Origin of the sequence: Bradyrhizobium sp. WBAH42 (assembly GCF_024585265.1) — a bacterium.
Lineage (GTDB): Bacteria > Pseudomonadota > Alphaproteobacteria > Rhizobiales > Xanthobacteraceae > Bradyrhizobium.
The window spans coordinates 2188595-2210941 of record NZ_CP036533.1; the positions used below are offsets into that span (position 1 = coordinate 2188595).

At 64.8% G+C, this 22347-nt stretch carries 22 protein-coding genes; 12 read left to right on the forward strand and 10 right to left on the reverse strand.

What is annotated here, in order from left to right:
• Nucleotides 1–85: 85 nt before the first annotated feature.
• From DCG74_RS10305 to DCG74_RS10320, 4 genes are all read left to right on the forward strand, one after another.
• Complete coding sequence (locus DCG74_RS10305) at nt 86–1051, forward strand: nitronate monooxygenase family protein (RefSeq protein WP_172785095.1); 966 nt, start codon at nt 86–88, stop codon at nt 1049–1051.
• 134 nt (nt 1052–1185) lie between these two features.
• Nucleotides 1186–1434 (forward strand): hypothetical protein, encoded by a 249-nt coding sequence (locus tag DCG74_RS10310; RefSeq protein ID WP_172785094.1) that lies wholly within the window; start codon nt 1186–1188, stop codon nt 1432–1434.
• 132 nt (nt 1435–1566) lie between these two features.
• Complete coding sequence (locus DCG74_RS10315) at nt 1567–2280, forward strand: hypothetical protein (RefSeq protein ID WP_172785093.1); 714 nt, start codon at nt 1567–1569, stop codon at nt 2278–2280.
• An 89-nt stretch (nt 2281–2369) separates the two neighbouring features.
• Nucleotides 2370–3068, forward strand: a complete 699-nt coding sequence (locus DCG74_RS10320) for a hypothetical protein (protein ID WP_172785092.1) — start codon at nt 2370–2372, stop codon at nt 3066–3068.
• Between the two features lie 3 nt (nt 3069–3071).
• On the opposite strand, the gene DCG74_RS10325 is transcribed toward DCG74_RS10320, so the two are convergent.
• On the reverse strand, nt 3072–4652 hold the full coding sequence (locus DCG74_RS10325) for a GMC family oxidoreductase (RefSeq protein ID WP_172785091.1): 1581 nt from the start codon (nt 4650–4652) through the stop codon (nt 3072–3074).
• Nucleotides 4653–4769: 117 nt separating this feature from the next.
• The gene (locus tag DCG74_RS10330) at nt 4770–6326 is read right to left on the reverse strand and encodes a winged helix-turn-helix domain-containing protein (protein WP_172785090.1); all 1557 of its coding nucleotides are present in this window, start codon (nt 6324–6326) and stop codon (nt 4770–4772) included.
• Between the two features lie 322 nt (nt 6327–6648).
• Here DCG74_RS10330 and pcaB point away from each other — a divergent pair, with 322 nt between their 5' ends.
• Both pcaB and DCG74_RS10340 read left to right on the forward strand, forming a co-directional pair.
• A complete protein-coding gene (pcaB, locus tag DCG74_RS10335) occupies nt 6649–8010 on the forward strand; it encodes a 3-carboxy-cis,cis-muconate cycloisomerase (protein ID WP_172785089.1) in 1362 nt (453 codons plus the stop codon).
• A 113-nt stretch (nt 8011–8123) separates the two neighbouring features.
• Nucleotides 8124–9380: an aminopeptidase gene (locus tag DCG74_RS10340; protein WP_172785088.1), complete on the forward strand. Its 1257-nt coding sequence runs from the start codon at nt 8124–8126 to the stop codon at nt 9378–9380.
• 181 nt (nt 9381–9561) lie between these two features.
• Here the strand turns inward: DCG74_RS10340 and DCG74_RS10345 are convergent, their stop codons facing one another.
• Nucleotides 9562–10116 carry a hypothetical protein gene (locus DCG74_RS10345; RefSeq protein WP_172785087.1) on the reverse strand — a complete coding sequence of 185 codons (555 nt, stop codon included), beginning with the start codon at nt 10114–10116 and terminating at the stop codon, nt 9562–9564.
• 236 nt (nt 10117–10352) lie between these two features.
• On the opposite strand from DCG74_RS10345, the gene DCG74_RS10350 reads away from it, so the two are divergent.
• On the forward strand, nt 10353–10808 hold the full coding sequence (locus DCG74_RS10350) for a cupin domain-containing protein (RefSeq protein WP_172785086.1): 456 nt from the start codon (nt 10353–10355) through the stop codon (nt 10806–10808).
• Nucleotides 10809–10890: 82 nt separating this feature from the next.
• Here DCG74_RS10350 and DCG74_RS10355 read toward each other — a convergent pair whose 3' ends face one another.
• The 7 genes from DCG74_RS10355 to DCG74_RS10385 all read right to left on the reverse strand — a co-directional run bounded on the left by DCG74_RS10355 (nt 10891) and on the right by DCG74_RS10385 (nt 16575).
• Nucleotides 10891–11943: an amidohydrolase gene (locus DCG74_RS10355; RefSeq protein WP_172785085.1), complete on the reverse strand. Its 1053-nt coding sequence runs from the start codon at nt 11941–11943 to the stop codon at nt 10891–10893.
• Between the two features lie 180 nt (nt 11944–12123).
• Nucleotides 12124–12645 (reverse strand): hypothetical protein, encoded by a 522-nt coding sequence (locus tag DCG74_RS10360; protein ID WP_172785084.1) that lies wholly within the window; start codon nt 12643–12645, stop codon nt 12124–12126.
• A 65-nt stretch (nt 12646–12710) separates the two neighbouring features.
• Complete coding sequence (locus tag DCG74_RS10365) at nt 12711–13523, reverse strand: MBL fold metallo-hydrolase (RefSeq protein WP_172785083.1); 813 nt, start codon at nt 13521–13523, stop codon at nt 12711–12713.
• A gap of 65 nt (nt 13524–13588) precedes the next feature.
• Nucleotides 13589–13984 carry a type II toxin-antitoxin system VapC family toxin gene (locus DCG74_RS10370; RefSeq protein WP_172785082.1) on the reverse strand — a complete coding sequence of 132 codons (396 nt, stop codon included), beginning with the start codon at nt 13982–13984 and terminating at the stop codon, nt 13589–13591.
• Nucleotides 13981–14235 carry an AbrB/MazE/SpoVT family DNA-binding domain-containing protein gene (locus DCG74_RS10375; RefSeq protein ID WP_172785081.1) on the reverse strand — a complete coding sequence of 85 codons (255 nt, stop codon included), beginning with the start codon at nt 14233–14235 and terminating at the stop codon, nt 13981–13983. The genes DCG74_RS10370 and DCG74_RS10375 overlap by 4 nt, the downstream gene beginning before the upstream one ends.
• A gap of 67 nt (nt 14236–14302) precedes the next feature.
• Nucleotides 14303–15829: a permease gene (locus DCG74_RS10380; protein WP_172785080.1), complete on the reverse strand. Its 1527-nt coding sequence runs from the start codon at nt 15827–15829 to the stop codon at nt 14303–14305.
• Complete coding sequence (locus DCG74_RS10385; RefSeq protein ID WP_172785079.1) at nt 15826–16575, reverse strand: ABC transporter ATP-binding protein; 750 nt, start codon at nt 16573–16575, stop codon at nt 15826–15828. Before DCG74_RS10385 ends, DCG74_RS10380 begins: the two co-directional genes overlap by 4 nt.
• A gap of 273 nt (nt 16576–16848) precedes the next feature.
• On the opposite strand from DCG74_RS10385, the gene DCG74_RS10390 reads away from it, so the two are divergent.
• The 5 genes from DCG74_RS10390 to DCG74_RS10410 all read left to right on the forward strand — a co-directional run bounded on the left by DCG74_RS10390 (nt 16849) and on the right by DCG74_RS10410 (nt 22341).
• Complete coding sequence (locus tag DCG74_RS10390) at nt 16849–17724, forward strand: branched-chain amino acid ABC transporter permease (protein ID WP_172785078.1); 876 nt, start codon at nt 16849–16851, stop codon at nt 17722–17724.
• A gap of 5 nt (nt 17725–17729) precedes the next feature.
• On the forward strand, nt 17730–18881 hold the full coding sequence (locus DCG74_RS10395; RefSeq protein ID WP_172785077.1) for a branched-chain amino acid ABC transporter permease: 1152 nt from the start codon (nt 17730–17732) through the stop codon (nt 18879–18881).
• Entirely contained in the window at nt 18878–19636 is a 759-nt protein-coding gene (locus DCG74_RS10400) for an ABC transporter ATP-binding protein (protein WP_172785076.1), read from the forward strand. The genes DCG74_RS10395 and DCG74_RS10400 overlap by 4 nt, the downstream gene beginning before the upstream one ends.
• 3 nt (nt 19637–19639) lie before the next feature.
• Nucleotides 19640–20428: an ABC transporter ATP-binding protein gene (locus DCG74_RS10405; protein ID WP_172785075.1), complete on the forward strand. Its 789-nt coding sequence runs from the start codon at nt 19640–19642 to the stop codon at nt 20426–20428.
• Between the two features lie 74 nt (nt 20429–20502).
• The gene (locus DCG74_RS10410) at nt 20503–22341 is read left to right on the forward strand and encodes a long-chain fatty acid--CoA ligase (RefSeq protein WP_172785074.1); all 1839 of its coding nucleotides are present in this window, start codon (nt 20503–20505) and stop codon (nt 22339–22341) included.
• The last annotated feature ends 6 nt before the right edge of the window (nt 22342–22347 follow it).

Consider the following 22347-nt stretch of genomic DNA (forward strand, 5'->3'; position numbering starts at 1 on the left):
CGCGCAGCACCTTGTCACAAGCCGGGGACGACGCTGGCACAGAGACTGCGGGAGGACACGAAACGCCCGCGAGAGGGAGGCACGCATGCCATCGGATCGACTGCAACGCTTCCGCGATCGTCTCGCGCTGCCGCTGATCGCGGCGCCGATGTTTCTGGTCTCAGGCGTCGAGCTCATGGTCGCGGCCTGCCGCAACGGGGTGATCGGCAGCTTTCCCACGGCGAATTGCCGTGGCGCGGACCAGCTCGATGAATGGCTGACCGCGATCGAGACGCGCTTGCGCCGGTACGAAGATCAGGCCGGCCGCAGGGCCGCGCCGCTTTGTCCGAATCTGATCGTGCACCGCTCCAATGCGCGGCTGGAGCAGGATCTTGCCGTGCTGCTGCGGCACAGGCCGGAGATCGTCATCACATCGGTCGGCTCGCCCGCGCCCGTGTTGAAGCCGCTGCACGACGCCGGGGCGCTGGTGCTGGCGGACGTCGCTTCCATCCGCCATGCCGAACGCGCGGCACAAGCAGGCGCCGACGGGTTGGTGCTGCTCGCCGCGGGCGCGGGCGGGCAGACCGGCTGGCTCAACCCGTTCGCCTTCGTCCGCGCGGTGCGCGCGTTCTATGACGGCATCATCGTGCTCGCGGGCGGCATCGGCGACGGCTGCGCGCTGCACGCGGCAGAAGTGCTCGGCTGCGATCTCGCCTATATGGGCACGAAGTTCATCGCAACGCGCGAGAGCATGGCGGACGAACGTCACAAGCAGATGCTGGTCGAGAGCAGCGCCGACGACATCTTGCTCACCACCGCGTTCACGGGACTTCAGACCAGCATGCTGCGGCCGTCGATCGTGGCCGCCGGGCTCGATCCCGACGATCTGCCGGCGCGCGGCGCGATCGACATCGCCGAGGATATCGACGTCGCCGCGCGCGAAAGCCGTCCCAAGCGCTGGCGCGACGTCTGGAGCGGCGGGCATTCGACCTCTGGTGTCACCGAGGTGCTCGCGGTCGACGATCTCGTCGCGCGGACCGTCGCGGAATATCACCGGGCGGGTGGGCGGTAGCGTCGTCGCCTCTCCCACGGTGCATCGCACACGGTTAATCCCGCATGCCTCCAGTCCGCCCCACTTAACGGCGGATTAACCATCGCCAGCCAAGAATCCCCTCGTGGCCGCCAATCAGGACGAGAGGACAGGCGATGGACTTCAATTATCTCAACAGCAAGACGGCTGCGACCATGGACGAGATCCGCGTCCGCGTCGCCCACGCACTGGCCCGCCACCCGCTGTGCCGCAACGTCCGCTTCGACATCGTCAGCGTCCCCCAGACCCGCCGCGGCGGAAATTGGACGGTGACGCTGCAATCGGTCGAGCCGCGCGCAGTCTGGGAGGCCTCGGAGATCGTGGCCGACATCCAGGACGCCTATGATCTTGCGGCGGCGGCCTGATTTCGCTGGGATTTCCGGGGGATGTCGCCGTAGTCCGCGCGATTGCCGCCGCATTGGCACGGTTCAGCCTTAATTATCGCCCAGTTACCGGGCAGTGATCACGTGGACTTGAAGTCGGACGCGGAGAGACGTTTGTCCAAAGCCATCACCATCGTCGCGCTGACCTGTTTCCTCGTCCTCGGCGCCGCCACAGCCGCCATCCTCGGCCGCGACAGCGTTCCCAGCGTCAGCGCCGAGATGATCGCCGAGACGCCCCCGCCCAAGCCGCTCGCGACCAACCGCGCCGCCAAGGCCGACCGCCTGGTTCCGACGCTCGCACTGGCCTCGGCCGCGATCGAGCCGGTCCAGGTCGCCGCCGACAAGTTGGCGCAGGCACCGGTCCTGACCGAGCCGCTGCGTCAGGCCTTCGCCGCCGCCACCCCCTCCGATTTCCCGATGCCGAAGGCGAGCGCGCACGAGGCCCCTGCTACTGCCGAGGTTCCGGCCGTCGAAGTTCCGGCCAAGCCGAAGGTCGTCGCCAAGCCGCAGCCGCAAAAATCCTATTCGCTGCTGTCCGACGTGCAGATCGCGGGCATCAGGGATCGCCTGAAACTCTCCTCGTCGCAGGAATATTACTGGCCCTCGGTCGAGACCGCACTGCGCAACGTTGCCCGCAAGATGCAGGCGAACAGGCTGTCGAATCCGAATGCGCCGCCCAGCGCGCAGATCGATCCGAATTGCGACGAGGTGCAGCAGCTGAAGTCGGCCGCGATGCCATTGTTGTTCCAGCTTCGCGACGACCAGAAGGAAGAAGTGCGCAAGCTCGCCCGCCTGATCGGGCTCGAGAAGGTCGCACAGCAGATCTGATACGCGCGGTTCCTCATCGAGGAGCCGCGGCCATCAGGAACATCTGGCAATCCCCACGCGTTGCCCGCTCCAAAAGAGGGAGTGGATGAATGCGCGCCTCGACAGCCTATTTTGTCGGTGCCGGAACCATCATCGGGGCCATCGCCATTGGTCTCGGTGGCGGTATCGTGGCCGGCAACATCATGAATCCCGTGGCGTCCAAGCAGGGGCCGGACACCAGCAAGGTGGCGCAGCGCACGGCGACATCAGCTGCGGCGACGACGAACGCTCCTTCCGAGCGCGTGAACTATCTCACCGGCTCGCAAGCCTTCGGCACGATGATCGCAGCGCCGGCGCAGGCCGAAGCAAAGCCTGAAGCCGCAAAGCCCGACACGCAAGCCACGCAGGCAAATGCTGCGCCGGCGGCGCCGCAGCCCTCGCAAGCCGCCGCCGTCGAGCCGCCCAAGGAGCCGCCCAAGCCCGCCGCTGCATCGTCGCCACTGGCTGCAAAGCCTGCCGAGCAGCAAGCTTCGACCGAGCCGTCGTCCTCCTCGAACAACGCCTATGCCAAGGCGAGGGATTCCGACGTGAAGCGCGCCGCGTCCGAACGGCGCCGAGCCGAGCGTCGCGAGCGCTGGGCCGAGCGCCGCTATTATTACGAGTCCCGCGAGCCGCGCGGCATGCGCGACCGCACCGATTGGGATGACGTCGCACGCAACATCCGCGAGGATTCGGATGCGCGCGATGTCGCGAGCCGGCCGCGCGGCGGCTTCCCCCAGATCAAGCTGTTCGGGCCTGACGACGATTAGCGTCTAAGCCAGGATCGCCGCCGCGGCGCATTCGGCAATCAAGATCGTCGGCGTCTGGATATTGCCTGAGATCATGATCGGGATCACCGAGGCATCGGCGACATGCAGACCGTCGATGCCGCGCACCTGCAATCGTTTGGGATCGACGACGGCGAGGTCGTCCATGCCCATCCGGCAGGTCGAGGCGGCATGATAGAGCGTCGTGCAATGGCCGCGGATATAATCGGCGATCTCGGCATCGCTGATCGCCTCCGCGCTTGGCGTGACCTCGGTTTCGATCATCTCCTTGAGCGGTGATTGCGCGGCGATGCGTCGGTTGATGCGCACGCCTTCGATCATGGTCGCGATGTCGCTGCCGTTCGGGTCCGACGCGAAATAGCCGGGGTCGATCGCGGGGTCTTCGATCGGATCGGACGAGCGCAGCGTGATCTCGCCGCGGCTCTTCGGTCGCTGCAAGGTTGCATGCAGGGTGATGCCCGGCCTGGACGACAGGAAGCGGACATAGTCGCGGTGCGGGCTGATCGCGCCATAGAGCTGGAGATCGGGCTCGACGTCGGGGCGGCTGCGCACATGGGCGCCGGCGGCGACCCAGGGCGAGGTGCGCGGTCCGGTGCGATGCGCCTGCCACTCTGCAAGGCTCGCCGCGAGACTTTCGTCGGTCCAGGCGCCGACGCCGATCCTCTCCTTGGTGTAGAAGGTGATGGGAATGTTGATGTGGTCCTGGAGATCCTTGCCGACGCCGGGCAGCTCATGCAGGACGTCGACGCCGACCGCCCTCAATTCGTCAGCCGGGCCGACGCCTGATAGCAGGAGCTGTTGTGCCGAGCCGATGGCGCCGGAGGCGAGCACGATCTCGGTGGTGGCGAAGGCGCTCTTCAGTTCACCATTGTCGAGAAAGGCCACGCCGATCGCGCGGCCGCGCTCGATGATGATGCGCGTGACGCGTGCGCCGGTCTTCAGGACGAGATTGGGACGCGCCAGCGCCGGGTGCAGATAGGCCTTGCCGGTGCCGAAGCGCTCGCCGTCCTTGATGACGAACTGGAAGAAGCCGGCGCCTTCCTGGGTGGCGCCGTTGAAATCGGGGTTGTGCGGAAGCCCCGCGGCCTGGGCTGCCTCCAGCCATTTCAATTCGTTGGGATCGACGAAAGGGACGTCGGCAACGTGCAGCGGCCCGCTGGTGCCGTGGAAGGGATCGTCGGCGAAGCGGGCATTGTTCTCGAAGGCGATGAATTTCGGCAGCACGTCGCCCCAAGCCCAGCCTGCGCAGCCCGCCCGCGCCCACGCATCGTAATCCGACGGCAGGCCGCGGATATAAATCATCGCATTCATCGCGCCGGAGCCGCCGACCATCTTGCCGCGCGGCCAGAAGATGCGCCGTCCGCGGCAGCCTGCTTGCGGCTCGGTATGAAACCCCCAATCAACCGCCGTATTGAACATCGTCGGCCAGTCGGACGGAATGTCCGAGGCGGGCGGGGCAGCGCGACCGGCCTCCAGCACCAGAACCTTGCGATTTGGATCGGCCGACAACCGATTGGCCAGCACACAGCCGGCCGAGCCGGCGCCCACGATGATGGTGTCGTACATAGACGAGCGCTCCGCGATCATTCACGTCGCGGAGTGCTTGCAAGTTTCGTGCTTTGCGGATCGGCACAGTGCAATTCCTCCCCATCCACAAAGGGGGGATGCCGTCAGCATTGTGCCCTACGTCATGCCTGCACGGCGCAAGCCTTGGAGGTAATGCGCGCGATCCTCTTCCCGCAGCATCGGCAGCTCGCGCGTGATCCAGGCAAGCGAAACCTCGGGCTGGGTGCGGCGCAGGCCTTCCAGGGCGGATGCCGCCAGGGCCGGATCGTCGAGCATGCCGGCGGCCGCCGTCAGCACGCGGTGCGCACCGACGAAATCTCCGCGCTGGCGCATCGATTCCCGAGCCATCTGCACGGCGCCCCCGTAGTCATGGCCGACGAACCGGGCATAGGCCGCAACCCCGCAATAGATCGCCGCGAGCGGATCGCGCGGGCTCAGCCGCAGCGCGCGGCGGGCGGCGGCATCGCCGTCCTGCCAACGCCCGGCATAGCACAGCGTCACGCCGTGGAAGGCATGCGCCATCGCGAAATTCGGATTGAGCCGCAAGGCCAATTCGAATTCAGCCAGCGCGTCGTCGAAGCGGCGGCGGAACAGGTATGTGTAAGCAAGGCCGTGATGGGCCCAGGCATCCTCGCGATCGGCCTCCACCGCCGCGAGCGCCGCACGCTCGGCGACCGGCACGGTGGCAGCCATGTCGGCCCAGCCCATATGCGCGCCGAATATATGGCTGGTCGCGAGCAGGCCCAGCGCCTTGCCATAGGCGGGATCGACCGCGACGGCTTCTTCCAGCAGCTTTTGGGCGGCTGCATTGTCTTCGCGGGTGATGCGCCAATAATGTGACAGCGCGCGCATCACGAGGTCCCATGCATCCAGGCTGCCCGGCGGTTTCTGCTGGGCCCGGAAGCTTTCGGCGGCGTAGAGCTGCGGCTCGATCGCGGCGACGATCGCTTCCGTAATCTCGTCCTGCACGGCGAAGATGTCGGCGAGCTCGCGGTCGTAGCGTTCGGCCCAGAGATGGCTGCCGGTCGAGACGTCGTTGAGCTGGGCCGAGATGCGCACCCGCTCGCCACTCCGCCGCACGCTGCCTTCGACCACGTAGCGCACCCCGAGCTCCCGCGCGACCTCGTGGATGTGCACGGCGCGGCCCTTGTAGACGAAGGAGGAGTTGCGCGCGACGACGAAGAACCAGCGCAGCTTCGACAGCGCGGTGATGATGTCCTCGCTGATGCCGTCGGAGAAATAATCCTGCTCGGCCTCGCCGCTCATATTGGTGAAGGGCAGCACGGCGATCGCGGGCCGCTCGGGCAGCGCGAAGGCCGCCTGGGGCGGGCTGATACGGACCGGCCCCGGCGCGACCGCGCCGATTTGTGTCTGGACATCGCCGACGAAGCGAAAACCCTTGCGCGTGATGGTGCGGATCAGCGACTGGCTCACGCCATTGTCGCCGATCGCCTTGCGCGCCGCGTTGATCCGGCTGGTCAGGGTGGATTCGGAGACGCTGCGCCCGTGCCAGATCTTGTCGATCAGCTCGTCCTTGCTGACGACCCGGTCGCGGTTCTGCATGAGATGGACGACGAGGTCGAAAACCTGCGGTTCCACGGCAATGGGAACCTGCTCGCGGCTCAGCTCGCGCCGGTCGGTGTCGAGAAGGTGGTCCTGGAACAGAAACTGCACGTCGAAAACTCAGGCCTCATTGCGAAATCGGGCAAACAAACAAAATGAAATTTGGGTCGAAAACCGTGTGTCTGCCGAAGGGGGCGCTTGGTTCATCGCAATCGCGTGATGGCTGCCATGCCGTTTTCAGACGGGAATACAACCGCAACTGGAATGTTGCGGCCGCGGGCCGCCGAAATCTGCTTCGCCGAACACCGTCATCCTAAGGCGCCTCGGCACAATGCCCCCACAATAGATGTGGCGAAGGGTGAACGCCCTTTGCCGAATTGAGTGGCCTGCGTAAGTTACCGCTTACAGAAAACACCAACCACGAAGAAACCCCATGCCTGCTTTTCCCGCCGCCACCACCGTGCTCGACTCCCTGCTGTTTCGCGACGCCTTCGGCACGCCCGAGATGCGCGAGGTGTTCTCCGACGTCGCGACGGTCGCGCGCTATGCCGAGGTCGAGGTGGCGCTGGCGAAGGCGGAGGCGAAGTGCGGTGTGATCCCACAGGAGGCGGCCGCGGCGATCGCGGCGCGGACCGACGTCGCCGCGCTGGATTTCGATCTGCTCAGGCAGGAGACGGATGTCGTCGGCTATCCGATCCTGCCCTTGGTGCATCAGATGGTGAAGCAATGCGGCGAGGCGGGCCGCTACGTGCATTGGGGCGCCACCACGCAGGACATCATGGACACCGCCGCGGTGCTGCAACTGCGTGCCGCGCTCGAGATCGTGGAGCGCGACATCGCCGAGCTGCGCAAGATCCTCGCCGATCTGTCGAAGCGCCATCGCGACACGGCGATGGCGGGCCGTACCCATCTGCAGCAGGCGCTGCCGGTGACCTTCGGCTACAAGACCGCGATCTGGCTTGCGATGTTCGACCGCCACGCCGAGCGGCTGGCGCAGCTGAAGCCGCGCGTGCTGGTCGGCCAGTTTGCCGGCGCGGCCGGTACGCTGGCTTCGCTCGGCGACAAAGGGTTCGACGTGCAGAAGGCGCTCTGTGCCGAGCTGAAGCTCGGCGTTCCCGCCTCGACCTGGCACGTCGCGCGCGACGGCTTTGCCGAGGCCGTGAATTTCCTCGCGCTCGTCACCGGCTCGCTCGGCAAAATCGCGCTCGACATCATGATCATGGCCTCGACCGAGTTCGCCGAGGTCTACGAGCCCTTCGTCAAGGGGCGCGGCGCCTCCTCGACCATGCCGCAGAAGCGCAACCCGATCTCCTCGGAGCTGATGCTTGCGGCGTCCAAGGCGGTGCGCCAGCACGCCGGCCTGATGCTCGACGCCATGGTGCAGGATTTCGAGCGTGCCACCGGCCCCTGGCACGCGGAATGGATGGCTATCCCGGAAAGCTTCGTGCTGACCGCCGGCGCGCTGCACCAGGCGAAGTTCGCGCTCGCAGGCCTCATCGTGGACGAGGCGAAGATGAACGACAATCTCGCCATCAGCCGCGGCCTGATTGTGGCCGAAGCGGTCATGATGGGCCTCGCCCCGCAGATCGGCCGGCAGGAGGCGCATGACGTCGTCTATGACGCCTGCCGTCAGGCCAACGAGAAGGGAATGAGCCTTGCTGATGCGTTATCCGCAGATTCACGGATATCGAGCCGCATCGATCGCGCCACAATCGAGGCGCTCACCTCACCGAAAAATTACCTCGGGCTCGCGCCTGCCATGGTCGACCGGGTGCTGGCATCGGCAACGCGTTGAAAACCAAAATGCGTGAAACCGCGTATCTTTCCAAGGCCGCAAGACGCTCGCATACTTGTGTCTCGCGGTGCTAGGTTTAAATTGAGTGAGCGACTTTCGGCAGAGGGCCCGGTATGACTGACCAACGCAATACTTCCACTCCCATCGATCCCGCGAAGCTCGACCGGTTGGCCGAGGTGGCGGTGAAGGTGGGCCTGGGCTTGCGGCCGGGACAGGATCTGCTTCTGACGGCGCCCGCAATCGCGCTGCCGCTGGTGCGGCGGATCGCCGTGCATGCCTACAAGGCCGGCGCCGGCCTCGTGACGCCGATCCTGTCGGACGAGGAGATGACGCTGGCGCGCTACCGTCATGGCCACGACAACAGTTTCGATCGTGCCGCCAGCTGGCTCTACGAGGGCATGGCCAAGGCGTTCTCGGACAACACCGCACGGCTCGCCATCGTCGGCGACAACCCGATGTTGCTGTCGGGCGAAGATCCTTCCAAGGTCGCGCGCGCCAGCAAGGCCAATTCAATGGCCTACCAGCCCGCGCTGGAAAAGATCGTCAATTTCGACACCAACTGGAACATCATTGCCTATCCGAGTCCGTCCTGGGCCAAGCAGGTGTTCCCGAACGATCCGGAAGATATCGCCATCGGCAAGCTCGCGGATGCGATCTTCGCAGCGTCCCGGGTCGATCGCGAGGACGCGATCAGCAATTGGGCGAGCCACAATGCGGTGCTGCGCGAGCGCACCAACTGGCTCAACGGCCAGCGCTTCCGCGCGCTTCAGTACTCGGGTCCCGGCACCGATCTCACCATCGGCCTTGCCGACGGACACGAATGGGAAGGCGGCGCCTCGCTCTCCAAGAACGGCATCAGCTGCAACGCCAATATCCCGACCGAAGAGGTCTTCACCACGCCGCATTGCCGCCGCGTCTACGGCCATGTCGTGAGCTCGAAGCCGCTGTCCTACCAGGGCACGCTGATCGACAACATCGCGGTGCGGTTCGAGGACGGCAAGATCGTGGACGCCAAGGCCTCGCGCGGCGCCGAAGTGCTGAACAAGGTGCTCGATACCGACGAAGGTGCGCGGCGCCTCGGCGAAGTGGCCTTGGTGCCGCATTCCTCGCCGATCTCGCAGAGCGGGCTGTTGTTCTACAACACGCTGTTCGACGAGAACGCGGCCTCGCACATCGCGCTCGGCCAGTGCTATTCGAAATGCTTCGTCAACGGCGCCCAGCTGACGCCGCAGCAGATCGCGGCGCAAGGCGGCAACCAGAGCCTGATCCATATCGACTGGATGATCGGCTCGGCCGAGACCGACATCGACGGCATCTTGGCCGACGGCAGCAAGGTGCCCGTCTTCCGCAAGGGCGAATGGGCGAAGTAGCCTTCACGTCTCCCGTAGGGAGAGGTCGGATCGCATCGATAGATGCGATCCGGGTGAGGGGTTACGGTCTCACCGAACGCCGCGGCCCCTCACCCGGATTGCTGCGCAATCCGACCTCTCCCTGCTGGGGAGAGGTAAGGATCGGCCTATAGACTTCAGGAGACTCACGTGAAGCGCGCTCTCACGCCGCCGCGTTGCGCAGGGTAGGGTTGTTGTCGATGCTGAAGCGGTTGAACAGCGTCGTGAACGGGCTGCCGTCGGTGGCTCGCACGATCGCGTCGGACGCCGCCACCGCCTCGTAGAGCGCGCCGATCGGATCGTCCGCGCCCGGCAGTGCGAGCGCGCCGCGGATGTCTTCGCGGGCCTCGTTGACCTCGTCCTCGTCGTCGAGCGTCGCCTCCAGCGCATCCGCCGCGCGCCGCATTTCGGCAAGGTCACCGCCCCCGGAGAATTTGAGGATGTCGCGCCAGTCGGGGCGGGCGAGGACGAGCTGGATGAATGCTTCGAAGCTCTTCGCGATGATGCCCGCGCGGCCCTCCGATGACACATAGAGCACAGTTTGCGACGGCAGCAGCACGAACGCGCTGCCGGAGCCGTCACTGCCGACGTGCCGTGGGCCTTCGACGCCGTCGATGGTGAACCAGGGCTCCTCGTCCGGCGCGAAGAAGACATCGAGACTGCGGAGCCTGGCGACGACCTCGCTGTTGGCTGTCAGAATCTCGGGCGTGAGGGGCATCGGTGCGGCTCCTTCCAATACTTTGCGCACTTTGTCGCACCCCGGACAGGATCGGTTCATGTGTGCGAATTCGCAGAGGAAATCGTGACGTTAACCGTTTCGCAGCTGCAACTCAGGGCTGATTGTCGAGCCCCGCGTAAGAAAGAATTAAAAACCGGCAACTAGCGTCCCAGCTTCTTTCGAAAACAATCCGGGCCGAGACCCGGTCATTCATATTATATCTCCTGGGGACGCAGATGTCGCGCGCATTGATTGAAATTGGTAGTTGCAATGTCGACCTCGAGCTGCGGCCGATCGAGCCGTCCTGGATCATCGAGGGCAATCCGGTATCCCGCTCGCGCGTCCTGTCGACCAGCGCCGACGGCACCGCGCAGACGATCATCTGGCATTGCACCGAAGGCCGCTTCAACTGGTACTACGACATCGACGAGACGATCATGATCATGGAAGGATCGATCGTGCTCGAAAGCGACGGCATGCCGCCCAAGCGCTACGGCCCCGGCGACGTCATTTTCTTCCGCGATGGCGCGCATGCCAAATGGCATGTCGAAGGCCACGTCAAGAAGATCGCCTTCTGCCGCAAGACCAATCCGGTGATGATCGGTTTCCTGATCCGCGTCGTCAACAAGCTGAAGAAGATCTTCACCCCCACCGGCGAGCGCCGCCCGGCCTCGTTGATGGGCGCCGGCTAGAGCTCGCAAGCGCGTTTCAAGGACGCTTCCCAGCGGCCACGACGAAGAGGGGTCGGGATCAATGTCCCGGCCCCTCTTTTCGTCATGACGGCAGCTCGAGCCGATAGACGTCGATCGCGGTCTGCGAGAACAACGCCGTCTTTTCGGCCTCGCTCAGCTTTGAGGTGATACGCTTGAAGGCGTTGAAGATCACCTGGTAGCTGCACTGGCCCTTGTCCGGGGGGAAATTGCTTTCGAACATCGCGCGCTTCGGGCCGAACGCCTCGATGCAGGTCTCGACATAGGGCTGCCAGGCCGTGGCAAGCTGCTCGGATGTCGGCGGCCTCTCGCGCAAATGGAAGTCGTAACCAAGCAGGCACATCGCGAGACCACCGAGCTTCACCACCACGTTCTCGCATCTCGCGATCTCCCGGATCGAGGCGCGCCATTGCGCAAACACCTCCTCGCGCCGCCCTGCGAAGCGGCCGGTTCCGGCCGGGCCGCCGCAATGGTCGAGCACGATCCTGGTGTCGGGGAAGGCGCGCGCCAGCGCCGTGAGCTCGCCGATCTGCGGATGGAACAGCCAGGCATCGAAGCTGAGTTTGAGGGGCGCGAGGCAGGCAAAGCCTTTGCGGAAGGTCGAGTCCTGCAACAATCCCTTCGGCCTGTTCGCATACATGCCGGCGACGACAGGATCTTCGTCCCAGGCCGAGGAATGCCGGATGCCGCGAAAGCGGCCGTTGCCGGCGGCGATCTCGGCTTCCAGCACGCCCTTTGCGGCGTCGCCGAGCAGCAGATTGGCGTGGCTGACGATGCCGGCGCAGATCGCGGCCTTGCCGTAGCCACCGCTCGCGCTCATGGCGGCGACGCCGTTGGCGAACTCGACCTCGCCCACGGGGCGGAATGCTTCCGGCCCATGCGCGCGATACATCGAACGGCAGTCGACATAGACGGTGGCGATGACGTTGTGACCGGAGGCGATATCGGCGGCCATCTCCTCGATCAGATAGCGGTGCCCGCGATTCCACAGATGGTGATGGGGATCGACGATCGGCCGCAAGGGATCGATGATCTCCTCCCGATGCAGCGCGAGCCAGTCCTCGCGCGGATCGACAAACAGCCCGCTCGTGTTGGCGGGCACACCGCTTGCTGCCATCGGCCTTCGCTCCCTGATTTTTTGTACCCGGAGCTTAGCACCTCATTCTGACGCACAGCAGCGCGCGTTGTTCAGAGCACCATGGCGGCGGCGGAGGAGGTGCGCTCCCTCCCGCTTGCGGGGCCCGCCAGCCGGAGAGGTTGTTTGCCGCCCGATCGATCCAATCAATATCTGTTTGCCTTAGGCCTTGCGCCGTCTTGCTCTGACCTCGACCATCAACCGCCATTCCGCTGCCGTGGCTGGCTTGACCTCCCCACGCCAAAGGAAGGAGTCGCCGGTGATCTCCGTAAAGCTCCAGCGCGTCAGGTCGCCGGCTTCGGTCGTGCCTTCCTGCACGATGTCGTCGCCACGGGGACGGCCGATCTGTTGCCTGAACACGCGGCGGCCCGGATCGAACCAGGAAATCCGCCACGCATCGATGCCGGGATCGTAAACGCGCAGTGTCGTGCCATACCAATTGCCGGCGATCGGAAAGGCCGCACCGCCCGCCGGCCGGGGAATGATCCAGACGTCCTGCACCGCGCGGCCTTCGAGCACCCAGCCGAAATGGATCTCGCCCGGCGCGGTGTGGCTCGTTCCGTCCGGCCCATGGGCGGTGATCTCGGCGTCCCAGTCGCCGACGAAGCGGCCATAGAGCTGGAGCGCCGCGGCGTGTTCGGGGTTGGGTCCGTTCGCGTGCAATAGTCGCGCAAAGTCGGTCATATCGCTCTCCTGTTGCAGGGAGATCAGCATGACCCGCCAATGGCCGGCTTGGAGAAAATTGCGCTTCAGACCCCGTCGAGGATGATCACCGTCGGCTTCGTCGGCAGCGTATCCCGCGACATCCGGAACGAGCGCTCGATGCGCCGGTCGATCTCGAACTGCTGGCCGATCCGGCGCATGAAGTCGTCGAGCGGGGTGGCGAAGCGGTGCATCGGCAACACCACCGAGGCGCGCAAGCGCTTGGTGATGTCCGAGATCCCTTCGAGCGACATGGTGTAAGTGCCGTCAATCGGCACCATCACGATGTCGAGCCGTCCGATCTGGGCGAAATGGCTGTCGTCGAGCTTGTGGTGGAGATGGCCGAGATGGCCGATGCAGAGGCCGGCCGCCTCGAAGATGAAGATGGAATTGCCGTCGCGGATCATGTCCGCGCCGACATCGTCGCCGTAATAGCGGCGGATGTCGGTCGTGACGTTGCGGACAAAGGTATCGCCGATGCGCTGCGACACGATGGCCGGCTTGCCGTCGTCGCTCCAGCCGTGCAGCACGTGGGGAATGCGCTTGTCCGGGTATAAGGAGTAATGGGTGCTGTGCGCCCGATTCATGGTGACGACGTCGGGCAGGCGGCCGACCTGATAGGCGCCGCTATAATCGGTGGCGATGCGCAAGCCGCCGGGCGTGTCGATGTAGTAGGTGGAATGGCCCGCATAGGTGATCTCGACCTCGGCAGAGCCGGCGGCCGGCCGGAACGCGACCGGCATGGCCCGCGGAGCAGCATGGGCCATCGCCAGACATTCGCTGCGCTGTGGCTGCTGGGCGAGGGCAGGCGAGAGGAGCAAGCCGAAGAAGGCAAAGATCGTCAGGACCAGTCGAGGCATAACGCGATCACCCGTTGCGCATTCGGCGAGAGTGTATCGTCGAATTTGTGCGACGTCATGCGCCGCTACGGCAGCCGCGCCAATCCGCCGCTTGCCTCTACCAGCTTTACGGCCTTCTTATCGAATGAAATGAAGGTCTCGGCCCCAAGCCAATAGCCTTCATGAGCAATGATCCCATCGACAAAATCGCCGCCAGCATCGAGGAGTGCCAACCCAGCCTCAGCCAGAGGCCGGTTGACGACCACATTGGAGGCGCTGATGAAGTGCCGGATAGACGCCGCAATATTCACAGCGGAAGTTTTGTAGCCTCGCGAGAGGACCCAGGCCAACTCGCACAGTGCCGAGATCGAGATGGCTACTACGTCCGCCTTTTTGAGAACGGCTTCGGCTGCTTTGCTCTGTTCGGCATTATCCCCGACCAGAACCCGTACCAGGACATTGGTGTCTGGTGTGATCTTCATCGCTTGCCGGACCAGCCGTCAGCTATGATCTCGTTCATCTCTTCGATCGAAAGCGATCGACCGTTCGTTTTCCCTTTCAGGAAGCCGAACGCATCCGAAATCTTTCCGGTGGGCCGAACTGCCCTCACCTCAACTCGACCCCCAGGGAGCTTTTCTATCGAAATCTTGTCGCCGGGATGCACACCAAGGTGCTCCAAAAGGTCTTTCCGGAGCGTAACCTGCCCCTTCGCCGTGACGGTGAGCGTGCTCATGGGATTCCTCAATCCTTGAGATCTTCGATAAGTAAGGAAATTTCTCCTTACTTTCAAGGGGCGCCGCTCACTCCCGGCGCGGGCTGAACTTCCAAGTGATGGCAACGAGGCTTGCGGTGATCAGGCCGCTGATGAGGCCGGCGAGCGGCAGGGCGAGCAGCAGTGCGGCGCTGGCTGCCCAGCCGATCGAGGAGAAGGCCTCGGCGAAGGTCGCGAGCCGCGATGAGGTCTGCCGGCGGCGGAATTGGCTGCGCCTTGCCTGCACCCGGAACCAGAGCTGGATCGCGGTCGCCGAGGCCGCGCTGACGATGATCGCGCCGGCACTGACCGCGGCCTGGAATGGCGAGGCAAAGGCCAGTGCCGCCAGCAGCGGACCGAAGATCACGGCGATCGCGATCAGCACTACCTCGATCTTGGCGCGAATGACGGCGGACGGCATCAAGGGCGCGGTCGCGACCAGGTCGGGGGCGTCCTCGCCCGAGATCGTCAGCCAGGCGAGCCCGCCGGCGAGCTGTCCGGCCGCCATCACGATGACAGGTGTGATCAGCGTCAGCGCCGCCGAACTGTCGGCAAAGTTGCGCCAGAGCAGAAGCGCCGGCGGCACAAGATAGAGCAGCTGCATCAAGGTCTGCGAGATCAGCCATGGATCGCGCCACAGCAGCATGAATTCCTTGCGGCGCAGCGCCTGCTGGCGCGATCCGCCGCGGAACGCGCGCTCCTCGGTATGGACGCGGCCCGACGTGGCGTAGGCCGCCGCATCGATCGCCGTGTCGGCAAAGCGGTGCGAGAAGATCGCCATCACGCTGCCGAGCATCACGAGCGCGAGCGCGAGAATCAGCGACAGCGCCTCGTTGTCGCCCATCGCTGCCCGCGCCGGCCACCACCAGATGCTGTCGACGTCGGGGGCGTAGGCGGCCACGCTGCCTGAGGTCAGGATGGTGAAGCGCGAAAGCGTGCCGTAGGACATGATCGCCGCGACCTGAAGCGCGATCACGAAGCCCGCGCCGATGATCGCTGCGAGGATCTGGGCGATCAGGCGCGTCCGCGCCGGGCCGATCAGCCGGAACAGGAGAATGGTGACGGCGATCGCGATCGCCGCCGCCGACAGGCCCATCGCAATGACGACGCCGAAGGCCGCGAGCCAGCGCGCGCCGCCGCCGATCACCAGCACGTCGATGAAGGGTGTCGAGAACAGCAGCGCGAGCACGGTGACGGTCAGCGCAATCGCGGCGATGCGGACCGAGAACAGATTGGCGAGCCGCGCCGGCGAGGACATGATCAGGTCGAGATCGGCGCGGGCGTAAAATACCCGTGTCACCGATTCGATCGCCTGCGACAGCATCAAGGTCCAGGCGAGAAAGATAGTCGCCGAAATCACGATCAGCGAGGATTTGTCGAGCGGCAGCTGCAGGTCGGCGAAACGGCCGATCACCGCCCAGGCCGGCAGGTGCAGCAGCGCGGCGAAGCAGACGAGGCCGATCATTGCCGCGCGCGCCCGTTTGCGCCGCCCGCCCGTCATCATGGCGAGCCATTCGCGCCAGGCGAGCCGCAGCTCGTGGCGGGCAAACCAGGACAGCGCGGTGGCCGAGCTCATGCCGCTTCCTGAAGCGTCACCAGCGCGATGAAGAGATCTTCCAGGCTGGTGTCGGCATGGCCGTTCTGCTGGCGCAGCTCGGTAAGCGTGCCTTCGGCGACCAGGCGGCCGGAGGCGATCACGCCGATGCGGTCGGCCATGCGCTCGGCGACCTCGAGGATATGCGTGGTCATGATGACCGTGCAGCCGGCGCGGACACGCGCGCTGAGCAGGCCCTTCACATGGCGAGCGGAGACGGCATCGAGCCCGGTCAAGGGTTCATCGAGGATGATGAGGCGGGGGTCGTGCACCAGCGCCCCTGCGAGAGCGACCTTCTGGCGCATGCCCTTGGAAAAGCCCTCGCAGCGCTCGTGCCGGTGCGCCTCCAGCCCGAGCGAATCGAGCAGGTCCTCGGCGACCGGTTGCGCGATCGACGGCGCGATGCCCCAGAGGCCGGCGACGAATTCGAGATATTCGAGCGGGGTGAGCTTGTCGTAGATCATGGGCTCATCGGAGACCCACGCCATCACCTGCTTGGCGGCGACGGGATCCTGCAGCGCATCGATGCCGAAGATGGAGACGGCGCCGGCATCGGGCCTGAGCAGGCCCGCAACCATGCGCAGGGTGGTGGTCTTGCCGGCACCGTTGGGGCCGACCAGCGCGTAGAATTCGCCGGCGTGGATGGTGAGATCGAGGCTGTCGACCGCCAGACGGTCAAAACGCTTCGTTAACCCCACCACTTCCAGCGCCGAGTTGTCCGGCTTCATGACGGCCATACCATCCGGTTTGCATCGCCCGCGACCATGACCCGAAGATATTTCGGCACCGTGAATCGCACTGCCGCAAATTCCGTCAACCGGATTGGACTAAAGACAAGGCATCCGGACAAGTCACCGTTTGTTGACAGCGCGCGGGCGTTCAGGCTGAATTGATTCCGGACAAATGGCGCGAACGCGGCGAAACGACTGCGTAGCGACTGGACACAAGATGCGGCAAGGCGGCCAAAAGAACCGCCGGATGCATCGGGAGGACGCGCGTCAATGCTGGATTTCGTTCAGCAGCTGGTCAGCGGTGTTGCGCTCGGCTGCGTCTACGGCCTGATCGCGCTCGGCTTCGTGCTCGTCTACAAGGCCACCGAGGTCGTCAATTTCGCCCAGGGCGACCTGATGATGCTGGGCGGCTTCTTCGCCTTTACCTTCATCGGCATGATGGGCCTGAACTACTGGATCGGCTTTGCTGGTGCGGTGGCGGCGATGGCGCTGTTCGGCATGCTGGCCGAGCGCGTGGTGGTGCGGCCGATCCTCGGCTATCCGCAATTCTCCATCATCATGGCCACGATCGGCCTCGGCTATTTCCTGCGCTCGATTGCCGGCATGATCTGGGGCACCGACGACCTGAAGATCGAGACGCCGTTCAGCCAGGGCGTGCTGCGCATGGGTTCGCTGGTGCTCGCCTACGACAAGCTCTCGGTGATCGCGGCGACGATGATCCTGTGCACGCTGCTCTGGCTGTTCTTCAACAAGACCACGCTCGGCACCGCGATGCGCGCCAGCTCCGAGAACATGCTGGCAGCCTATTACATGGGCATTCCGGTCAAGCGCGTGGTGTCGGTCGTCTGGGCGATCAGCGCGGCGGTCGCGACCTGCGCCGGCGTGCTGCTGGCGCCGATCACCTTCATCCATTCCAATGTCGGCCTCGTGCTCGGTCTGAAGGCGTTTCCCGCCGCGGTGCTCGGCGGTTTCGGCTCGATCCCGGGCGCCGTGGTCGGCGGCGTTCTGATCGGCGTGATCGAGAGCATGGCCGGCTTTTACCTGCCCGAGGGCTGGAAGGACGTTGCGCCCTACATCGTGCTGCTCGCCGTGCTGCTGCTGAAGCCCGAGGGCCTGTTCGGCCTGCACGTCCGCAAGAAGGTCTGAACGCCATGCGCTTCCTGTTCAAGACCGACTACGAGGACGACATCAAGCTGTTCCCGCATTCGGGCTACGTCGCCACTTACGGCGTCCTGCTCGCGCTGCTGCTGATCGCGCCTTACGTGCTCTCCAGCTATCTGATGAGCCAGCTGGTCTTCGTCTGTATCTATGCGACCGTCGGCGTGGCGCTGTTGATCCTGACCGGCTTCACCGGCCAGGCCTCGCTCGGCCATGCCGCCTTCCTCGCCATCGGGGCCTACACCGCGGCCTACTTGCAGAAGTACAATGTGCCGTTCCCGGTTTATTTCCTCGCCGCCGGGCTCCTGACCGGCATCATCGGCGCGATGGTCGGCTTTCCCGCCCTGCGCCTTACCGGCATCTACCTCGTCATCGCCACCATCTCCTTTGCCCTGATCGTGGAGGAGATCCTGGCGCGATGGGAGAGCGTCACCCACGGCAACGAAGGCATGCGGGTCAAGACGCTGTCGCTGCTCGGCGTCGCCGTGCCGCGCGACAGCCCGACCTTCTATTACCTCTGCCTTGCCGTGCTGGTGCTGACCATCGTCGGCACGCTCAATCTGCTGCGCTCGCCGACGGGGCGTGCCTTCGTCGCGATCCGCGATTCCGAGACGGCGGCGCGCAGCATGGGCGTCAATGTTGCGCTCTACAAGGTGAAGTCGTTCGCGATCTCGGCCGCGATCACCGGCTTTGCCGGCGTGCTGTTCGCGCACAAGCTCTCCTTCATCTCGCCGGAGATGTTCACGCTGCAGCTCTCGATCGAGTTCATCATCGTGATCCTGATCGGCGGCACCTTCAGCCTGCACGGCGCCGTGCTGGGGGCGATCTTCATCGTGATGATCGATCCGTTCCTGACCTATCTGAAGGACGACATGCCCGGCATCATCGCCGGCATTGCCGCGACATTCGGGGCGGGCACGGCGATGGCGGGCAACATCCAGGCGAAGGTCGCGGCCTTCGCCTCGCTCAACGGCCTGAAGGGCGCGATCTACGGCGTCATCATCGTGTTGTTCGTGCTGTTCGAGCCGCTCGGCCTCTACGGCCGCTGGCTGAAGATCAAGCTCTTCTTCCAGCTGTTCCCGCTCTACAAGCGCGCCACCTTCAAGCGGCAGAAGATCTACGTGAAGTCGGAGCGCAATCGATGAGCTATTTCCGCGCCGAGAACCTGTCGCTGCATTTCGGCGGCCTCAAGGCGGTCGATGCAGTCTCGTTCGCGGTCGAGAAGGGCGAGATTCTCTCGATCATCGGGCCCAACGGCGCGGGCAAGAGCTCGATCTTCAACCTGATCTCGCGCATCTACCGGCCGACCTCGGGCCGCATCTTCTTCGAGGACCAGGACATCACGGAGCAGCCGCCCTACGACATCGCAAAGCTCGGCATCGCCCGCACCTTCCAGAACATCGAGCTGTTCGAGAATGCGAGCGTGCTATCGAACCTTCTGGTCGGCCGCCACCGCCATTCGACCACGCAGCTCTGGCAGGAGCTCTTGTTCCTGCCGAGCGTGCGGGCCAACGAGAAGGTGCACCGGCGCAGGGTCGAGCAGGTCATCGAATTCCTCGACCTAGAACCCTATCGCGACAAGCTGATCTCGGGCCTTCCTTACGGCGTGCGCAAGGTGATCGAGCTGGCGCGCGCGCTGTGCTCGGAGCCGAAGCTGATCCTGCTCGACGAGCCGTCCTCCGGCCTCAATGTCGAGGAGACCGACGACATGTCGTTCTGGATCCGCGACATGAAGAGCGAGCTCGGCGTCACCGTGCTGATGGTCGAGCACGACATGTCGCTGGTCAACCGGGTCTCCGATCGCGTCATTGCGCTGAATTACGGACGGGTGCTGGCGATGGGCTCGCCCGCCGAGGTGCAGCAGCACCCCGACGTCGTCGCCGCGTATCTCGGAGCCTGACGCATGGACGCCGCCGTGACTCCGGAAATCATCTTAAAACTCTCCAACATCGAGAGCTATTACGGGCCGATCATGGCGATCCGCGGCATTTCGCTGGAAGTGCCGCGCGGCCGCATCGTCACACTTCTCGGGGCCAACGGCGCCGGCAAGACCACGGTGCTGAAGACGATCTCCGGCATCCTCGATTCGCAGAAGGGCGCGATCGAGTTCATGGGCAAGCCGATCCAGCGCATGGAGGCCGACCGCATCGTGCGGCTCGGCCTCAGCCACGTGCCGGAGGGACGCGAGGTGTTCCCGTTCCTCTCGGTGCGCGAGAACCTGATGATGGGCGCCTATCCGCGCAAGGACCGGGACGGCGTCGCCGAGGATCTGGAGCGTGTCTACGGCTATTTCCCTCGCCTGAAGGAGCGCATCAATCAGCCGGCCGGCCAGCTCTCCGGCGGCGAGCAGCAGATGCTCGCGATCGGCCGCGCCCTGATGAACCGGCCGACGCTGCTCTTGCTCGACGAGCCCTCGCTGGGCTTGTCGCCGCTGCTGGTGAAGGAGATCTTCACCATCATCCGCCGGGTCAACGAGGAACAGGGCATGTCGATCCTGCTGGTCGAGCAGAACGCCAAGGTGGCGCTGGAAACCGCCCATTACGGCTATGTGCTCGAGATCGGCCGTATCGTGATGAACGACAGCTGCGACCGCTTGATGCATTCCCAGGACATCCAGGAATTCTACCTTGGCGCCAAGGAAGCGGGCGCTAGAGGCGAACGGCGCTGGAAAAAGAAGAAAACGTGGCGTTAGATGGATAACCCCTCCAGCGCAAAGACCGCCGGCAAGGCAGGCAGCGGGGGGTAGGCGACAAGGAGGAGAGGTGCATGGCCGGACCGGCGGTGCTGACGGTCGCTGATACGATCGCGAAGAGCTTCTTGCGCGCCGCCGAGACGCGGGGCGACAGGCCGGCGATCCGCGAGAAGAAGTTCGGCATCTGGCAGCCGACGAGCTGGCGAGAGTGGCTCGCGATCTCGAAAGAGATCGCCTACGCGCTTCGCGCCGTCGGTTTCATGCCCGGCGACGTCGCCTCCATCATCGCCAATGCCGTCCCCGAATGGGTCTACGCTGACATGGGCATATTGTGCGCCGGCGGCGTCTCCTCCGGAATCTATCCGACCGATTCTGCGTCCCAGGTCGAGTATCTCGTCAACGATTCCGCGACCCGGGTGATCTTCGCCGAGGACGAGGAGCAGCTCGACAAGATTCTCACCTGCCGCGCGCGCTGCCCGAGCTTGCAGAGGATCATCGTGTTCGACATGGAGGGCCTCAGCGGCTTCTCCGACGACATGGTGATGTCGCTCGACGAGTTTCGCGCGCTTGGCCGCAACCACATGGTCGGCCGCGAGGCGTTGTGGCAGGAGATAATCGACAGCCGTGTCGCCGGCGATCTCGCGATCCTCGTCTATACGTCCGGCACCACCGGTCCGCCCAAGGGCGCGATGCACGCCAATCGCAGCGTGACCCACCAGATGCGGCACGCCAACGACTTCATCCCGGCGCGGGAGGACGAGGATCGCCTGGTGTTCCTGCCGCTGTGCCATGTTGCCGAGCGCGTCGGCGGCTATTACATCTCGGTCGCGCTCGGCTCCGTGATGAATTTTGCCGAAAGCCCGGAAACCGTGCCGGACAATCTGCGCGAGGTGCAGCCCACCGCCTTTCTGGCGGTGCCGCGCGTCTGGGAAAAATTCTATTCCGCCATCACCATCGCGCTGAAGGATGCGACGCCGCTGCAGCAATGGGTCTATCGCCGCGCCATCGGCATCGGCTACCGCATGGTCGATTGCCGGCTCGAGGGCAGGGCGCCGCCGCTGTCGCTGCGCATCGCCAACCGCATCGCCTATGTGGTCGCGTTCCGCAACATCCGCCGCATGATCGGGCTCGACCGCTGCCGCATCGCATTCACCGGCGCAGCGCCGATCGCGCCGGAGCTGATCCGCTGGTATCTGGCACTCGGCATCGACATGCACGAGGTCTACGGCCAGACCGAGAATTGCGGGGTCGCCACCATGATGCCCGCGGACAGGATCAAGCTCGGCTCGGTCGGCACCGCGGTGCCGTGGGGCGAGGTCGCGCTGTCGCCCGACGGCGAGATCCTGATCAAGGGCGACTTCCTGTTCATGGGCTACCTGAACCAGCCGGAGAAAACCGCAGAGACGATCGATCCCCGCGGCTGGCTGCACACCGGCGACGTTGGCACCATCGACAACGAGGGCTTCGTCCGCATCACCGACCGGATGAAGGACATCATCATCACCGCCGGCGGCAAGAACATCACGCCGTCCGAGATCGAGAACCAGCTCAAGTTTTCGCCCTACATCTCGGACGCCGTCGTGATCGGCGACAAGCGGCCCTATCTCACCTGCCTCGTGATGATCGACCAGGAGAACGTCGAGAAGTTCGCCCAGGATCACGACATCCCCTTCACCAATTATGCCAGCCTGTGCCGGGCGAGGGAGATCCAGGACCTGATCGGGCGCGAGATCGAACAGGTCAACGGCAATTTTGCCCGCGTCGAGACCATCAAGAGGTTCTACCTGATCGAGCGCCAGCTCACCCCCGAGGACGAGGAGCTGACGCCGACCATGAAGCTGAAGCGCGGCTTCGTGAACAAGCGCTACGCCGCCGAGATCGAGGCGATGTATCGCGAGCGTGCGGTGGCGTGAATACCT